Source organism: Mesorhizobium sp. USDA 3734 (assembly GCF_056279665.1).
Genome location: NZ_JBWCCW010000001.1, coordinates 5,527,551 through 5,545,152, shown reverse-complemented (window position 1 = coordinate 5,545,152; position 17,602 = coordinate 5,527,551). Strand labels below are relative to the sequence as shown.

The window sequence follows — 17,602 nt, the reverse complement described above, 5'->3', positions numbered from 1 at the left end:
CATCCCCGTGAATCAGGCTTGTTTATATAGCGAGATTTCGACAAAAAGTCGCTCCGACTCGGATCGGGAGAAGGGAGCGGATATGGTCTTTCGATTGAAAGAGCGACTTGGCAAGAAACTTGAGGAAGAAGTGCAATTCTTCAAATGTTGGCAGAAGGATAAGAAAGGTGTGGGCGCGCTCATGCCCACGTCGATCCATGCGGCGCGCCGCATGGCTAGTGTGGTCAACCCGCATTCTGGATTGCCGGTTTTGGAGCTTGGTGCCGGGACTGGTGTCATCACCAGGGCCATCCTGGAAAGAGGCATCAAACCGCATCGGTTGACTTCGGTCGAATATTCCAAGGATTTCTATGATGGCCTGGTGCGACGCTTTCCGGGAGTGGATTTCCGCTTGGGCGATGCGTTTGCCCTGGGAGAAATTCTTGGGGAGCGCCGGGAAAAGTTCGATTGTGTCATAAGCGCAGTGCCGATGTTGAGCTTTCCGATGCAACAGCGCCTCACACTGCTCGAGGATTTGCTTGCACGAATCCCCGCCGGGCGACCTGTGATCCAAATCACCTACGGTCTTCTGTCACCGGTGCTCAAAATGCCCGACCGTTACATCGTTTCTCACTATGATTTCGTCCTTCGCAATGTTCCCCCCGCACAACTCTGGACCTATCGACGAGCAGTGTGAAACCCCAGGGGACGCGAGCGACAGGTGGCTTTCGGAATCCTGGTACAGGACTGCAAAGCCGGCTGAACTTGGTGATGGGGCCAGCCATTCGCGCCCTGGCGGGACCGCCTTCCATTCCGCATTTTCTGAGGCTCGATTTGATCGCAGCGGAGAGATGATGTTCGGCTACAAGCATTGAGAGCGACGAAGCTTCCGCTAACGCCTGTGTTTCTCCGGTATTTCGGAGAGCATTCCTCAAGACGCTCTAGGCAACTTCGCCTTGCGAAGTTCATGTCCGGCTTCGAAACGTCGATGGCGTACTTGAGGTGTGGGCGCGATGAGGTCGCGCTCCAGTTCCGCAATGCGCGGACGCACCCGAAACGCTCGAGATTTAACTTCGGTTATTTTAGCGAAGACAAAGAGGGCTCATTGGAAAAAAGGCGGCGCTTGGAAGGACGAATGAAGCGATAGAAGGCCGTCCGTCCTATCGGCCATCTTCGGGCCTGATGTCATGCGCAACCTGTTTATCTGTTTGAGGAGCGCTGAATCTGCAACGGTTTGGGCCGCGGACAAGCGAGACGCCGGCCAAGAGCGCAGTTGCGATCGAGGCATTGAGAGGCGGTTGGTGTGTGGATAGTCAGCCCTGGCCTATCGCACTGATTGGCTCAGTGGCGCGCACTTTCGCAGCCATGGTGCCGCGGCACGTCGAATTGGGGTTGTCTGAGCAGTCGCTCGGCAAAGGCGAGGGCCTGCATCGACGGTTCTGTGATCGTGTGGCTGACGCCGCGGAGAAACCGCAGGCCTGTTTCTAGCCCGCTGAGCGCCGTCTACTTGCGGGCCAAAGCAGCGGAGAGATGATGTTCGGCTGCAAGTGTGCTTGGCGTGCAACTACTCAATTGACCGGCTGCGACAACATTCACCGGCTACGACAACGTTTTAAGCAGGCCTGCTCGCCAGCGGCAGCCTCTCCCCAGTCAAACCCGGCTTCGTGGCCGTCCTGTCCGCCGCGACGCCCAAGACTTCGCGGCGATCCGCGGCCGAAAGGCTCAGGAATGCATCAGCCATGTGCCGCCTTTCCCACGCTGCGCGCGAGCCAGGTCGGAAGCTGCGGCGCCGCCGCCACCAGCTCGTTGAAGGTGGTCTGCGGAAGTTTGCGCTTCAAAGCCAACAGCGCCGCCTCGGCTTCTCGGGACCAAGCCAAGCCAGCGCCCGGACTGCCTCACCGGCTGGCCGATTGGCCAATGGGAGCTGCCAGCGCGGTGCGTGCCGCAGTTCGACCACCTGCTTGCCGAGGTTCATTTTCCGGGTGCGACCCGAGGTCAAATAGACCGAGCGGACCGGAACCTGTGTCGTGAGGCCAAGGGTGTTGGCGGCCGCCGCACCGCTGGACACGATGACTTCGCCGCGCTGGTTGGCGAGCGCCTCGACCGCCTGCTCCACCGAAGGCGACCGCGTGCCAAACCGGCTCGTCACGGGACGCAGATAGACGCCGCGGTCAGCGCGGATCAGTTGGCCACGCTCCGCCAGGCGCGACAACGCCTGATCCACCGCAGCCCGATTGCCGAGGTGAAGCAAGCTCTTCGCGGACACGGGCGTACCCTCGGGCAAACCGCCCGCATGCGCCAAAATCTGTTCGCTCAAGCGTTGCAATCGGCGGCTTGCTGTCGTCCGGCTAGATCAGCGGAGCCCCCGCATCGAGCAGGCCATAGCCATCAGGCGGCCTCGGCATTAGAGCAAAACCACCGCGGTAACAATTGGCCGGTCACCTCGATCTGGTCGGCGAGTTGCGTCAAGGCGAATCGCGCGGCGCGGGGCCACGCGGTGCACATGGTTTTCCCGTCGTTCAAGCAAGGCCCGCAAAAAAAGTCTTCGTTGGCACGTTCAGCATCGCCGAAATCTGGGAGCGCGATGGCGCACCCCACCAGTCGCACAAATTGAGATAGCCGAGATCGCTTGCGCTGTCACCAAATCCGATCGCTGGCCTATCTCCGGACTCCGAGCGGATTTTCTTCAAGAGGAACTCTACTGCCCGGCGCTTTGAAACCGGTGGGGGAATAAGCGCGAAGTTGTTTCCGTTGTGATGCCGTATCCAACCCGCATCGTCGAACTCAAATTTCAGTTCCGCCAGCCTCTTGCCATCACCGTTGTTTTCTTTGAAGACTGCGTATGTGGCCATCTCCATTTCTTCAACGATCCACGAACGAACAGACATTTTGCCAGCTGCGGCTCCTTGCCGACCTATTTCAAGTACCTTGTTCAGTGCCTCCCTGTGAGGGATCAGTTCCTTAGAAATGACATCGTGCCATTCCTTCAGATGCGCACCGTCCGGTTTAAGTATGACAGCGCCGTTGGCAACAATTGCATAGCTGTTGAACGCGATCTTGACGTTCCCGTAGGCCGTCGTGCCACGTGCCGTGACGGGAATGACTTGTGACGTACTCAGCAGCCAATCGATCATCGCAACCTGCCGCGGGGTCATCATGGAATGATGTCCGTTCGACGAGATCGCAGCTAGCGCCAGTTTATGCTGGCTGCCTTTCGGACACTTTGCGCGCGTTTGGAACAATGTGTCATCCAGATCGGCAAAGACGATTGGCTGCATGGCGTGATCTGCGAATTTGACGGGGTGATCAGGCACTGCACTCGATCCGTCATACATGTTTGGAATCCGTTTTCGTCAACTCGGAAAGATCCCGGGCAGATGCTTTGGTTTTGCGTTCACATCTATACCAACCGCTTCCCTCAAAGCGCCGGCCCCGCGCTCGATCTTGGTCGAATCGGTGCGGAAATTTGGCTCAAACGGCGATGTATTTGTAATCTTTTTCAAACCTTTCGGATCAAGGTAATGGCGCGATATGGCTGGATTTTTTTAGGAACGACTTGGAAGTGGACATTTTTCTCCCGAATCAAATGCCGCAGCGCTGCCAGCTCAGCGTCTTCACCGGAAGACAGGAGGACAATTTGAGGCATGCGGCGCAGAATCGCCCTCGTGGCTTCCGCAATTCCTGGCTTGATCTGATTGGTATTCTCAACGTCAAACTCTGCAGCAATTCGATTGATTGCCTGGCGCGATCGTCTCTGATGGCTTGAGCGGTCGTTGACGGTCCACTGCGCGAGATCAATATTTTGGTCCAATGCGGTGACGGAATGTGTCCATACACTGTCCACGAAAGCAGCTGAGATGTCGTGGGACATCAAGTGATCCCATCTGACTGTACCGTGAAAATCTTCCGGACCTGTGACCTCCTCGTTCAGTATCGAACGGCTGATCAGCCCGGACACGGTGCTTCCGAGTATTCCCGATGGAATGAGCCAGTCTTCACCCGACGCCGCAAGCCACGCCCGGCCACACGGGTCAGACAGAACCACCAGCCTTGGCGGTTGTGCAGAAAATGAAGGGAAGCTCCGTTCCAGCTCGGTGGCGATAGCGCCTTTGCCGGTCCAGCCATCAACAAACAGCAGGCCTTCAATGGGCCGTCGCTCAATGATGTGGCGCATTGCATTGCTGTCAATTCCGCGGTCCCGGATGACCGAAATGCCATAGTGTTGGACGTCCTTTCCCATGCGCGACAACGCACGCTTGAGGAGAACACCCAAAGGCACCCCCGCCCGAACGAGGCTCGCCAACGTGATCGGGCCTTTAATTTGATTTGAGATAGACCGCGCGAGAGCTGCTACCTCGCGTCCCATTCTCGCAGCGCCAACTGACATCGCTTCATAGAATATCGCCATGTAGCCGGCTTCGGGCACGCTTTCGAAAGAAATCATTTCCGAATAATGGCGTAGGCCGGACTGTATCGCCGCTTCCTTCGAAGCGTCGTCGATTGCCTCCAAAGTAACGAGCTTCAAAAGAAATGTGACGTCCGTACTGCGATACGTGCCAGAAATGAATTTACTTTGCGTCTTCAACAAAGTCTTCCCTTCTCCGCCACTTACCGGAACTTCAGGCGTACGACTGCAGCACCACTGGCATGTTAGTATGATAAGGAGTCTCAATGAGAAACCACTTACTGGGAAATTACTACGGTCGCCCGTTCCAAGAAGTGCATAAGTATAGGACTTATCTCCGCTTCATTCGTCTCAGAGCACAGGAGAATTTTCACGTATTCTGACGGGGCGACATTGTACAGATAATTGAACACATGCCCGCCATAATTGTCCTCAAATGCGATTTTCTTTACAATTGCGTGACCCACTGAAATCGGTGATCGGGTAACCGATGAGTAATGGACGTCAGCTCCTTCCGTCTCCAATTTTTCCGCAAGCAGGAACGGCTGCCAAACGTTTTCTCCTGTACCAAGTACCAGCGTAGCGCCCGACGATGCCGCCTCACCATCCAGTTGAAGACGGTGCCGGGAGACACCCAGCCGAGCCCAGTCGATATCCTTGTCGGGCGAAATGACTTTACCCCTTTTTGTCTCAACAGACGGCACTTCCGGCGCGTCGATGTTCAAACCGTTTGCATCCCAGCGATACCGCCCGGAAAGGATTGACGCGCGATTCACGTTGGCTGCGATCATCTGTTCGGCAGCACCATCTGACCAATCCGTAAGGGTGACGAGCACCGTATTTCGAAGATTCGACCTGATGCTGGCAGGCAGAGCTGCGAACAGATTACCGAATGTTTTTCCGGTCGACGCTTCATCGTCAATTAATACAAGCGTCCGGGCGTTCTTGACCATCGAGACCAGGCCTGGCACGAGCGGCCAGTGTACGAGATGTCCTGTGGCGTGACTGTGCTCCTCCTGGAACTCGCAGATTAGGGGCAAACCTAGTGCGTGTCTGGTAGTGCAAATGTAAACGGTGTCGTCCCGGTCATATTGTTCTGAATATTGCTGGTGCACGCCCGCTCCCAGCCCGACAGCAGTTTCGGCCATGCCTATGAACAGGATTGGCCCTTCGAGATCGGGTGAAATTTGGTCGGCCAGAAGTTTGTACGTCTTTCGCATCAGCGAAGGCCGAACGGGACTGTGACGTCCAAGCAGCTTGGAAGCGAACAGGAAAGACCGTTTGGGATTGATGCGCTCCGCGAACCCGAACATTGCATCGGGGGGCATTAGGCTGCGATCGATTTCAACCGATATGGTTCCGCGGGCGAGTTCGGCAGAAAGATATTTTTTGAGTGCATTGTCCAAAATGTCCCACCCGGGTCTTTATTATTTGGGGCGTTGTCGCGGTAACTTCTCGTGGGGAGGCGCTGAGTAGACGCAGGTTCATGTACACCAGCTACAAACGCCAGCGCTCTACCGCCGAGGTTATCCCCCATGCGGTGTGGCTTTATTAGCGGTCCCTTTGGGCCTGCGCCTGGTCGAGGAAATTCTGGAGCGAGGGATCGTCGTCTCCTGTGAAACGATCCGCCGCTGGAGGAAGAAGTTCGGCCCCGAGTGCGTTCGACGACTACGCGCAAAGCGCCCCAGCCCCAATGAGGTTTGGCACCTGGACGAAGTCCTAATCACCATCCCCGGGAAGAAAATTTGGTTGTGGCGGGCTGTCGATCAGGACTGCCTGGCAGCAAAGCATCATCACTGCCAAGCTGCGTTCCCGTGGAGCGGAGAAACGGCAGGTCATGCCGAATGGCGAGCACCGCGCGCTAGGGCATCAACAACAGTGCCGAGAATCCCCACCAGGCGCTGCGAAAGGGCAATTCAGTACTTCTGCGCCAATTGCCATGTCATCTCCGTTGGTTGGGGGCATAGCCGTTACAACGGCTTCCCAAAGTTGATGTGCAAGTGAGGTGCCATCCTGAGGACGTAGCTGCGCGCGCTGATACTCAAGTTGGGCCGGCGCACCTTCGCGTCGCGCTCTTCCTTCTTTTCGCGTTGAGGGCAGCGCACGAAATGCAACGCGTTTCGCTATGGTGCGTCTGTTCGATAGTCGACAGTTTGGGTCAATAGCGACAGTATTGTTTGTAGGATTGAAACACCATGTGGTCGGCACCGGTCGGTCGCCTTCAGTATGTAAAGCGAAATCACGGAGTGGCGCCGGCGCGCGTGCTGCCGCCCGAGCCGCTTCGACGAGCATGCCGCGGCATGTCCACGGCCCTATTTCCTGATCCGCCCCTGGCAGGCGAGCCCTGGCACGCACTGCCTGACGCTGGGATTCAGCCCGAGCTAGCTTACAAGCTTCTGTGGCTCGTCGAAGCGGGACGCGCTGCCGATCACCCCCTTCGTCGCCAACGCGACGGTCTTGTCGACACCAGAAATGGTCATCAGCCGCTTCACGCCGTCATGGGGTCGGAACAAGGTGCGCCGGGAGACCGGCAAGGAGTAGATGGTGCAAGTCCATTGCAATGAAGGAGTAGCGATCCACATTGACCCCGAGTCATGCGCGGTCGGTCGTGAGGCCGCCCGTGAAGCGTTGACAGGGGAGCGTGTAGGCCAGCCATTGAACCACGAAATTGACGCTTCTCGGGTGCCGACGTTCGTCTTGTGTGCGGAAGGCAATATGAGTCGGCGCGACAGCGCGAGTGCCGGCTCAACCCGACGTGGTCTGAGACCCTGGCATGCACGGACGCTCCTTGCGCGGGAACCGGGAGGCCTCGGGATTGGCCAGAGTGGGATACCATGCCTGGTCCGCATCGGGAAGGCGAGGAGCCGAAGCCGATGATGAACGATCTCGAGGAGTCAGATCTTGCCATAGTAGCTACGAACCTTGCGAACAAAGTCGGAGTACCGATGGCGGAGCGAGGGGAGCCAAGGGCAGGAACCAAGGGGAATGCGGATCAGCAAAGCACGCGCCGGACACAGGACCGGGAAAGTGTGTCCCATGCGCTGGACCGCATACGGCAAGCCGCGAGGCAAAGGAAGAAGGAGAAGTTCACCGCGCTCTTCCACCACGTCAATCCAGAGATGCTGAGGACAGCGTTCTACGCACTCAAGCGTAACGCGGCCCCCGGCGTGGACGGACAAACGTGGCGAACCTACGAGGTAGACCTCGATCAAAGGATCGCGGACCTGCACGGTCGGGTTCAACGGGGAGCGTATCGTGCCCTACCGTCACGGCGGACGTATATACCGAAGCCAGACGGACGGCAGCGGCCGCTCGCGATTGCCGCCCTTGAAGACAAGATCGTCCAGAGGGCGACGGCGGCGGTGCTGAACCAAATCTACGAGGAGGACTTCCTCGGGTTCAGCTATGGGTTCCGACCGGAGCGCGGCCAGCATGATGCGCTGGACGCACTGTTTGTCGGGATCGAAACGCGGAAGGTGAGCTACATTCTAGACGCCGACATTGCGAGCTTTTTCGACGGGGTTAGTCAGGATTGGCTTATCCGTTTCGTGGAGCATCGCATCGGCGACAAGCGCATCATCCGCCTGATCCGCAAATGGCTCAGGGCGGGTGTCCTGGAAGAGGGGATCGTCACGGTTAGTGAAAGGGGAACCGGGCAGGGTTCGGTGATTTCGCCGCTGCTTGCCAATATCTACCTGCACTACGTCTTCGATCTTTGGGCCGATCGCTGGCGACGACGTGAGGCCACCGGCGACATGATCATCGTGCGTTACGCGGACGATATCGTGGTTGGCTTCCAATACGAAGCCGATGCCCGGCGCTTCTGGGACATGATGCGGGAACGGTTGCAGGAGTTTGCGTTGCAACTCCATCCGGACAAGACCCGACTGATCGAGTTTGGCCGCTATGCGGCCCAAGCCCGCCGCAGGAGGGGACTTGGCAAACCGGAAACGTTCAACTTCCTTGGTTTCACCCACATTTGCGGGAGGACCCGGCAGGGCCGGTTCCAGATTCTTCGGAAAAGCCGGAGGGACCGCAGGGTGGCGAAACTGAAGGAAATCAAGAACGAGTTGCGACGGCGCATGCATTGGCCCATTCCCGAGCAGGGACGATGGCTAAAGCAGGTGCTTACCGGCTATTATGCGTATCACGCCGTACCGACCAACTTCCGGTCGCTCGGTGCCTTTCGCGACCACACCATCCGGCTCTGGGCCCAGACGCTTCGGCGGAGGAGCCAGAGACATCGCTTGATCTGGGAGCGAATGATACGGCTAGCCAATGATTGGCTCCCGCGACCGCGTATCCTTCACCCTTGGCCGCGTGTACGCTTTGCCGTCAAACACCCGAGGTAGGAGCCGGATGCGGGAATTCCGCTCGTCCGGATCTGTGCGGGGGGTGCCCAGCAATGGGCATCCCTACCGCGATAGCAGTGCGAAATCGTACGCTAAGGGCGAACGGATCATGAACTCTACTGTAGTGCGGCTGTGCAGCATCCGATCCCTGTGGATGCCATCGCAGGGGCATCCAGGTTTGATTTCTTCGCCGGTCCGACTCGACAACGCTCCCGGCAGATTAGTCGTGGAAAGAGTTGGGCGATGGGTAAACGGTGGCTTCTCAAGGGTTCAGGATCGACAGAGGCTTTCGATGTACCAACCGATGAGGACGGCCTCATCCGACACTATTCGTTGTCGTCGGCTGACAGGCTTGAGATTGGACTTCGCAGACGAGAACACAATCAGCTCGGATTTGCCGTTCAGCTCTGCCTGATGCGATATCCAGGCAGGGTGTTGGCGACCGATGAAACTCCGCCTCGCGCAATGCTAAGGTACGTTGCCGAGCAGATTGGCGCCGACGCTGGAAAATTTGCGCTCTAAGCACGCCGTGAAGAAGCGCGTCGCGATCACATTGCTCGCTTGATGGTTTATTTGGCCGCGCGGAGCGCGACGGGGCAAGCCGTAGAGCTGCTGTTGGCTGCAATTCAGGCGGCCGCGATCTCCGACGACGGTGGCGCGATAGCGAGTGCTACTGTCGCCATGTTTCGTGAATGCGGATCTCTACTGCCGTCAATTGACACGATCGAACGGATCGGTCTTGCCGCCCGCGCCATTGCCCGTCGGCGGGCGGAGAGAGCGCTGATCGAAGAAATTTCGGTCGATACGCTTCAATCATTGGATAAGCTGTTGGAGGTTGACCCGGCCATTGGCCAAACGCGCTTTCGTTGGTGCGATCAGCGCCGGATGCGCCAGGTGCGTCAAACCTGGTCGGGCTGACCGAACGGATCGCCTTCCTGCGCAAGCTAGAAATCGATCCGAAATTGCAGATGCGCATATCGTCTGGACGGTGGGATCAGATGATCCGTGAGGGCAATGCCACACCGGCATGGCTGGCCAACGACTTCAATGCCAGCCGTCGACACGCGCTGATTGTGGCGCAGATTATCAAGCTTGGCCAGAAGCTCACGGACGATGCAGTGTCGATGTTCATCAAGCTGATAGGCCGGTTGTTCTCGCAAGCCAATAACCGCAAGAAGCAGCGGCACATGCACTGCAGGCCGGATACCGCCAAAGCGCTACGCATGTTCCTGGACACGATCACAGCCCTGCAGTCCGCGAACGATTATGGCCGGAACGCATTGGAAGTTCTCGATCAGGAAGTTGGATGGCACCGGTTGCTTCGGATGAAGCCTGAACTTGAATCGATGGTCGAGGACAACGAGGCGTCGTCTTTGACCTTAGCGGCTGAGCAATATGCGAACGTCAACAAGTACGCCGGTGCGTTCCTGGAGGCGTTCACATTCCGCTCAGCGCGCCGCCACGATCCCCTTCCTGCGGCGATTTCGCGGCTGAAACGGCTCTATGCCGAGAAGCGGCGCACCCTTCAGGATCGCGTCTCGGTCACCCACCTCAGCCAAGCTGATCGACGGCTAATTCTCGGGCAGGAGAAGCCCGATCGCCGTCTCTATGAGATTGCAACGCTCGCGGCTTTGCGAGACCGGCTTAGATCTGCGGACATTTGGGTCGATGGCAGCCGATCCTTCCGACCGATCGACGAGCACCTGATGCCGCGGTCAGCGTTCACCATCCTGAAAGATGAAGATCGCCTCGGGCTTTGGCGTCCAAGAAGACGGCGCGCGTGGTTTACCGAAGCGCGACAGATGCTCGACTTCAACCTGAAGCGCCTGGGCGCATAGGGCACGATCCGGAAAGCTCGACGGTGTTCGTCTCGAAGGTGGAACGCTTATCGTCACGTCAGCAGCTGGCGAAGTTCCCGCAGCAGCCGAGGACCTGAATGCCGAGATCAGCGAGCTGTATCCGTTAATCGAGGTGCCAGATATCTTGAGGGAGGTGCATGAATGGACCGGCTTTGCGGATTGCTTCACCCATGTTCGCATGGGTGACACTCCGAGGAATGTCTCGGCCATGCTGGCTGGCGTACTGGCCGATGCGACCAACCTTGGTCCGAAACGGATGGCCAGCGCGTCCAAAGGCATCAGTGCTCACCAGATCAGTTGGATGCGCACGTTCCACGCCCGGTCAGAGACCTACCGCGCAGCCCAGGCCTGCGTGACGGACGCACACACCCGCCATCCGCATTCTCGTCTTTGGCGGAATGGCACGACGTCATCATCTGACGGCCAATTCTTCCGAGCAAGCGACCGAGCCGCAAAGCGCGGAGATATCAATCTACATTACGGCAGTGAGCCCGGGTCGAAGTTCTACAGCCTTCTATCAACTCAGTACGGCTACTTCAGCATCTTGCCCATAGCCCGACCGAAAGCGAGGCTGCCTTTGTGCTCGACGGACTATTCGATCAGGACACAATCCTCGAAATACAGGAGCACTTCACTGACACCGGCGGCGCGAGCGATCACGTCTTTGCGCTATTCGCTCTGATCGGCAAGCGGTTCGCACCGCGACTGCGCAATCTCAAACATCGGAAGTTCCACACGTTCGAGAAAGGCGATGCATACCCGGCGCTGTCGAACCAATCGGAGCGCCAATTAACACCACCCTGATCCTCGATCACTGGGATGATCTGCTTCATCTGGTGGCATCGATTACCACCCGTGCCGTTGTGCCCTCGACGATCTTGAAGAAGCTCTCGGCATCACCAAAGGAAAGCCAACTGGCCAAGGCTCTTCGGGAACTAGGCCGCATCGAGCGATCGCTTTTCATGATAGAATGGTAGTCGAGCTCGACTTCCGCCGGCGCTGCCAAGCCGGCCTCAACAAGGGCGAGGCAGCGCACAAACTCAAACGCGCTGTCTTCTTTCGTGAGCGTGGCCAACTCCGCGCCGGTCGTTCGAACGTCAGGCATTCCGCGCATCGGGCCGCAATCTTGTCGTCAGCGCGATCGTCCACTGGAACACCGTCTATCTCGACCGCGCGGTCACAGAGCTCAACGAGCGTGAAGGAACGTCCCAGATCCGCTGTTGAAGCATATCTCGCCGCTGAGTTGGGAGCACATCAACCGGACGGGCATTTACACCTGGGACAGCGAGCAACATCTCCCGGAAGGCTTCAGGTCGCTTCGCCCCCGGCTGGCCTACGGCGTGCCGCATAACGTTCCTGCTTCGTTAGCGTACGATTTCGCACTGCTCTTGTTCCGACCCCAAATAGTGCGCGCTCGTGCACGGCGATCACCACCTGGCGATCCATGCCGTTGGAAAGCGAGCGGAGCAGCGCGGCGAACTGCGCGATGTGGGCATCGTCCATCGGCCGGACGGATCGTCGACAGTCAGGGCATGCGAACCGGAACGGACAAGTGAAGCCCGAGGAAAAGGATGGGCGCAGCGGTGTTGAGATTACCTGACTGAGCATCGCGCCGGGCGAGCCGGACGCCTTACCGGATCGATGCAGTGTTTCGAGCGCAGCCTCGACCTTGCCGCCGCTGCTGACAGGGACCCGACGCGGAGACCTCAACCTTGTCGCGGATCTGGGAGTGCGCGAGATGACAATGACGGAGAGAGGGCGCTATCGCGGTTGGGGCGTTCTGTGACAACGAGTCGGGTGAACGTCAGCGAGAGTGCTCAAGGGAATCTAGACCGCGGCAACCGGCTCGTTCGTCTAGCGAGGGAAGTCCTCGCCGGCGATGACAGGATCGTCATCAGCCACTCCATCCCCCTCCCACCCGCCCGTCCGGGTGGAAAGGCGCCCTGCGCCACCAATAATGACCGCGCCTCTACCGCAAAGTTACGTTTTGCGTTGAGGGGGCCACGGCGCCTGGGTTGGCTGATGAACACCGTCCGTTCGCGCATGTCGGGTTGAATTAATTCGTGGCGAGGAGGAGGCGGGTTCATCATCCAACAGCTGCCGGAGTTCCGCTGGGTCGAATGCCATCATTGGTGGGGAGGCGGGCTCGTCCTCCAACAGTCGCCACAGTTCCCCTGGCTCGAATGCCATCATTGGTGGGGAGGCGGGTTCATCATCCAAGAGCTGCCGGGGCTCTTCCTCGTGCGGCAAGCGCCTCCTCAGCCGGTCTTGCAGCGCCTGCCGATCGGCGACGAGGTTGTCGAGGGGCAGCGGCTCGCGGTCTGGCCGCTGCCCTTCCACCAATCGTCCAACCAGCGCCCACGTGCCGTCCAGCACAAAGACGCCGCAATCATAATCGTTCGGCTGTCGGGCCATGGGGGCTGGCGCCAAGGTGGCGTTCAGCAGTCCTGCGAGCTGTGTTGCAGGCACGTCGTTGTATCCCTCTCGCTGGCGGGAGTCGTAGTGATAGGCGACCGATCTTTCCCGGTTGCGGCGATCAACGAGCAGCAGCGACCAATGGGTGCCGGGCCTATCAAGAGTGCCATTGTTCACGGGCAGGAACAGGAAGTCGGCCGGGGCGGTGTTTTGATTATAGATGGACTGCAATGTGTGTTGCGCGGTGTTCGACCCCACATGACGCAGGAGATGGGATACCGACGGATCCACCAGCCGTGTCCGGGCGGCGAGCCTCGGATTGATCCCCTGCAGTTGCCCCTCCAGCAAATGGTAATCCCTCTGGATATGGGCGTCGCTCAGCCACTCGGTGGCGCCGAGCACCGACCCGTTGGCGACCTTGGACGAGGCTGTCGGACCGAACGCCCCGATCTGAGCATCGGAGGAACTGGTCGTTAGCGTCGTCACATCAACCAGTGGAAGACCGCGGTAGGTGTCTGGCAGCCTGGCGGTGACTGGCGAGCCGGGTTGGGGAGCTCTTGCCGGTGCCGCTGGCGCAGCTTCACTCATGGGCCGAGGTCGAGGGTGATGGATGAGCTGAACCTCATTGGGTTCTCCCGCCCCCGGAACGGCGGCGGACCCTGTCCCTTGCATCATGGACTGCCACTCCGTATCGCGGAGCATCTGCCGCCGTTCCAATTCCTCGCTCAACCATGCCATAGCTTCCTCGTCCGAGGAGTCTGGCAGTGGAGAGAAAGCGCCAGCGGCGAGCCGGGCTGTCGAGCGTCCTGGTGATGACCCGGTACTGGCCCGGGCGGATTGGGATCAACCGCTGCCTCAAAATCGCCGTAGGTCTCTGAGCGAGCCCTGACATAGTGCACTGGCGCTGGTTCCGAGGTTGGCCACATACTCCAATCAAAGTTGAGCGGCATCTGCAGCGACCAGGTTGACGTGGACCTGGCAGCTTCCTGCCATCCAGCTTGGACTATGTCCTGCGCCTGCTCAGGGGGAACTCCGGACCAGGGTGGGCCGTCTTCAACCATCAGATCCTGACCGTAACCTTCCGCGCCGACCGATGGCCAACTGACAGGTCCCTGCTGCGCAGCGGCGTCCCCGACGGACGTCGCGATCGCATGCGGCGCCGCGGCGTCTTCGTACCCGCTCCCCTGCATCATCGGCCGCGCCTCCCATGGCGATGCACCCAGTTGATGGGTGGCGGCCGGCGACAGCAGGCGACCGCCTGAATTAGCAATCTCGCTCAGCTGCCGCTCGGCGGCAAGGCCTTGCAGATCGTCCAGGGTCCGCCGCCTCTTCGATGACCTCAACTCAGCTGTGTCAAGCTCATCTTCGATGAGGACCTCCTCGCTTGGCAGGAGGTTGCTCCAGGCAGGTGCACCCATCAGCTCGTCCGGGGACCGCTGGTGATTGGACACTCCGGGATCTGGTGCCCGGTCATGGCGCGCTGCGGGCTCGAGAGATGACGGCAGGCCGGCTGCGTCCATCAGCCCCAAATGCACTTGCTGATCGTGCACTTTCGCAGGAAGCTCCTGTGTCCAGCTGCCAGCTTGGTGCGACGCGCCGTGCTGCGCAGCGGCGTCGCCGACCCGCCTCGACTCCATCGGCGCCGCGCCTTCGGAATTGATGAGCGTCACGTTCTGGGTGGGACGATTCAGCTTAGCGCGGCCTGCGACGCCCGTCGACCGCAAGGTCCGGAGATGACCGATTGCCGTAACGAGTTTTCTGGGATCACCCTCTCCGATGAACTCGAACACCACACCGTCATCGCTCAGGGACTTGCGGTTGAGCCGAGCAACAATGCTCGTTTTTTTATTTTCGAAAAGCCAGCTGCCAAAGTTGCGAAGAATACGTACATTATTCTTGACGGTGAATTCGGCGGCATTATTCTTGATGAGAGCCTCCTCAAGGCCCAAAATGAGGGAAGCATCCTGGGGATAGAGACGCTGCTGCTTTCTGCCAAGCCGAGTTGACTGAGCCGGCTGCGGCGCCGAAGATGACAGGCCGGGTTGGTCGATCAGCTCCAAAGGCACATGCTGATCGTGGTCTGCCGCAGGAGGCTCCTTTGGCCAACCGCCAGCTTCCTGCCACGCGCTGTGCTGCGCAATCGCCTCGCCGACCCGCCTTGGCTCCATCAGTGCCGCGTCTTCGGGATCAGGAACCGGGGGAATATGGCGCTCGAGCTCCATTGCTTTAGTGCCGGCGTCCGAGTTTCGGAGAAAAATCAGTGCGGAACCGATCTTTGAATCACCACCGGCGTCCTTCTTATAGGCCTTGACATCTTCAGCCAACGCCTTCCCGGAAAGCCGACCAGCAATGCCCTTCTTGTTGTTTTGACGCAGGTAGTCACTGAAGCTCCTGAGAGCAGTTGCATTCCTTTTGCCGGTCTGTATCGCTGCTTTGTCTCTGTACTCTTTGATGAGAGCAGCGATGAGAGCCGCGTCTTCCGGATGCGGAGTTAACTCAGCGCGGCCTGCGATCAGCACGACGCCCTCCGTCGACTGCGAGGTTCGGAGATGAGCTATTGCCGGAAGGAGTGTCTTGGGATTACGCTTTCCGAGGAACTCGCGCGCATCCTCGGTCAGGGACCCGTGGTCGAGCCGATCCTTAATGGGATCCTTGTTGTTTGCGAAGAGCCACCGGCCAAAGCTGCGAACAGAACGTACATAGTCGTTAACAGTGTGCTCGGACGCTTTGCCCTTGATGAGGGCCTTCTCAAGCCCCAAAATAAGTGAAGTATCCTCGGGATAAAGAGGCTGGTTCCTGCCAAGCCGAGCTGACTTAGCCGGCTGCGGCGCCGAAGACGACAGGCCCTGTTCGTCCATCAGCCCCAAAAGCGCATCCTGATCGTGGGCTGCCGCAGGAAGCTCCTTTGGCCAACTGCCGCCTTCCTGCGACGCGCTATGCTGCGCAATCGCCTCGCCGCCCCGCCTCGGCTCCATCAGTGCCGCGCCTTCGGGATCAGGAGCGGGGGTATGGCGCTCGAGCTCCATCGCTTTAGCGCCGGCGTCCGATTTTCGCAGATGAGTCAGTGCGGAACCGATGCTCTGATTACCATAGGCGTCCTCCTTATACACCTTGACATCTCCATCCAACGCCTCGCCGGAAAGCCGACCAACAATGCCCTTCTTGTTGTGTTGACGCAGGTAGTCACTGAAGCTCCTAAGAGCATTTGCATTCCTTTTTCCGGTCTGTATCGCTGCTTTGTGTCCGTTCTCATTTATTTTATCTCTGTATTCTTTGATGAGAGCCGCGTCCTCCGGATACGGAGTCAACTCAACGCGACCTGGGATCAGCATGACCCCCCCCGTCGACTGCGAGGTCCGGAGATGCTTTATTGCCGTAAGGAGTCTCGCGGGATCGCGCTCTCCGATGAACGTACGCGCATCCTCGGTCAGTGACTCCTGGTCAAGCCGATCCTTAATGGGATCTTTGTTGTTTGCGAAGAGCCAATGGCCAAAGCGGAGAAGAGTACTTACATTGTTCTCGGCGGTGGACTCCGAGGCATTGCCCTTGATGAGGGCCTCCTCAAGCCCCAAAATAAGTGAAGTATCCTCGGGATAGAGAGGGAGCTTGCTGAGCCTTCTCAAAAGTCGACTTGACTGACTCGGCTGCGGCGCCGAAGACGACAGGCCCTGTTCGTCCATCAGCCCCAAAAGCACATCCTGATCGTGGGCTGCCGCAGCACGCTCCTTTGGCCAATCTTTAGCGCCGGCGTGCAATCTTCGGAGATGAGCTAGTGCGGCACCGATGTTCCGATGACCACCGGCGTCCTCCTTATAGCCCTTGGCATCTCCATCCAACGCCCCGTCGGAAAGCCGACCAGCAATGCCCTTCTTGTTGTTTTGACGTAGGTAGTCACTGAAGCTCCTAAGGGCAGTTGCATTCGTATCGCCGGTATTTGTCGCTGCTTCGTTTTTGTACTCATCGATGAGGGCCACATCCTCGGGGTGAGGAAACAACTCAGCGCGGCCTGGGATCGGCACGACGCCCCCCGTCGACTGCGAAGTCCGGAGATGCTCTATTGCCGTAAAGAGTCTCGCGGGGTCGCGCTCTCCGATGAACGTACGCGCATCCTCGGTCAGTGACTCCTGGTCAAGCCGATCCTTAATGGGATCTTTGTTGTTTGCGAAGAGCCAATGGCCAAAGCGGAGAAGAGTACTTACATTGTTCTCGGCGGTGGACTCCGAGGCATTGCCCTTGATGAGGGCCTCCTCAAGGCTGAGGATAAAGTCTTCATCCTTGAAATGAACAGGGAGCTTGCTGAGCCTTCTCAAAAATTTTGCCCGAGCCGGCTGCGGCGCCGAGCCGGCCGGCATTGCTCCACCACCTCCACCTGAATTGGCGATCTCGCTCAGTTGCCGCTCAAACGCCGCCGCACCTGCGGACGGAGCCGCACGTGAGCTATCTTGCAGGCCGGCCCTGTTCGATTGTCCGTGCACCCGCATGGTTGAGGTGAAATCCATCCGTCGTCACTTTCAGCAGTATAAGCCCGTTTGAAGCTGGGCCGGATTTGACACCAGGAAGCTGTCGAGAACCTGACGACGACAACGTGTGGT

At 58.7% G+C, this 17,602-nt stretch carries 8 protein-coding genes and 3 pseudogenes; 5 read left to right on the top strand and 6 right to left on the bottom strand.

From position 1 onward, the window contains the following. The first annotated feature begins 82 nt into the window (after nt 1-82). Entirely contained in the window at nt 83-676 is a 594-nt protein-coding gene (gene pmtA / locus ACZ89F_RS26605; protein ID WP_476095000.1) for a phospholipid N-methyltransferase PmtA, read from the top strand. A 1,036-nt stretch (nt 677-1,712) separates the two neighbouring features. Here the strand turns inward: pmtA and ACZ89F_RS26600 are convergent. From ACZ89F_RS26600 to ACZ89F_RS26585, 4 genes and pseudogenes are all read right to left on the bottom strand, one after another. After that, nucleotides 1,713-2,305 (bottom strand): annotated as a pseudogene (locus ACZ89F_RS26600) (DUF6088 family protein). 193 nt (nt 2,306-2,498) lie between these two features. Continuing rightward, entirely contained in the window at nt 2,499-3,314 is an 816-nt protein-coding gene (locus ACZ89F_RS26595) for an HAD family hydrolase (RefSeq protein WP_476094999.1), read from the bottom strand. Between the two features lie 164 nt (nt 3,315-3,478). Beyond that, nucleotides 3,479-4,564, bottom strand: coding sequence for a cysteine protease StiP domain-containing protein (locus ACZ89F_RS26590; protein ID WP_476094998.1), 1,086 nt, complete (start codon nt 4,562-4,564; stop codon nt 3,479-3,481). Between the two features lie 98 nt (nt 4,565-4,662). Next, on the bottom strand, nt 4,663-5,790 hold the full coding sequence (locus ACZ89F_RS26585; RefSeq protein ID WP_476094997.1) for a phosphoribosyltransferase domain-containing protein: 1,128 nt from the start codon (nt 5,788-5,790) through the stop codon (nt 4,663-4,665). 80 nt (nt 5,791-5,870) lie between these two features. On the opposite strand from ACZ89F_RS26585, the pseudogene ACZ89F_RS26580 reads away from it, so the two are divergent. The 4 genes and pseudogenes from ACZ89F_RS26580 to ACZ89F_RS26565 form a co-directional block, all read left to right on the top strand. Beyond that, a pseudogene (locus ACZ89F_RS26580) lies at nt 5,871-6,315 on the top strand (IS6 family transposase); the annotation flags it as partial. A gap of 942 nt (nt 6,316-7,257) precedes the next feature. Beyond that, complete coding sequence (gene ltrA / locus ACZ89F_RS26575; RefSeq protein ID WP_476094461.1) at nt 7,258-8,736, top strand: group II intron reverse transcriptase/maturase; 1,479 nt, start codon at nt 7,258-7,260, stop codon at nt 8,734-8,736. A gap of 243 nt (nt 8,737-8,979) precedes the next feature. Further along, nucleotides 8,980-11,946, top strand: a pseudogene (locus ACZ89F_RS26570) (Tn3 family transposase). Nucleotides 11,947-12,264: 318 nt separating this feature from the next. Then, on the top strand, nt 12,265-12,381 hold the full coding sequence (locus ACZ89F_RS26565; protein WP_476094996.1) for a helix-turn-helix domain-containing protein: 117 nt from the start codon (nt 12,265-12,267) through the stop codon (nt 12,379-12,381). A 194-nt stretch (nt 12,382-12,575) separates the two neighbouring features. On the opposite strand, the gene ACZ89F_RS26560 is transcribed toward ACZ89F_RS26565, so the two are convergent. Both ACZ89F_RS26560 and ACZ89F_RS26555 read right to left on the bottom strand, forming a co-directional pair. After that, nucleotides 12,576-13,598, bottom strand: coding sequence for a Ulp1 family isopeptidase (locus ACZ89F_RS26560; RefSeq protein WP_476094995.1), 1,023 nt, complete (start codon nt 13,596-13,598; stop codon nt 12,576-12,578). Nucleotides 13,599-13,735: 137 nt separating this feature from the next. Further along, on the bottom strand, nt 13,736-17,509 hold the full coding sequence (locus ACZ89F_RS26555; RefSeq protein WP_476094994.1) for a Ulp1 family isopeptidase: 3,774 nt from the start codon (nt 17,507-17,509) through the stop codon (nt 13,736-13,738). Nucleotides 17,510-17,602 lie beyond the last annotated feature (93 nt).

What these genes read in the sequence shown, in the direction of transcription:
- pmtA (WP_476095000.1), top strand. Translation starts at nt 83, where the DNA reads ATGGTCTTTCGATTGAAAGAGCGACTTGGCAAGAAACTTGAGGAAGAA.
- ltrA (WP_476094461.1), top strand. Translation starts at nt 7,258, where the DNA reads ATGATGAACGATCTCGAGGAGTCAGATCTTGCCATAGTAGCTACGAAC.
- ACZ89F_RS26595 (WP_476094999.1), bottom strand. Translation starts at nt 3,314, where the DNA reads ATGTATGACGGATCGAGTGCAGTGCCTGATCACCCCGTCAAATTCGCA.
- ACZ89F_RS26555 (WP_476094994.1), bottom strand. Translation starts at nt 17,509, where the DNA reads ATGGATTTCACCTCAACCATGCGGGTGCACGGACAATCGAACAGGGCC.
- ACZ89F_RS26560 (WP_476094995.1), bottom strand. Translation starts at nt 13,598, where the DNA reads ATGAGTGAAGCTGCGCCAGCGGCACCGGCAAGAGCTCCCCAACCCGGC.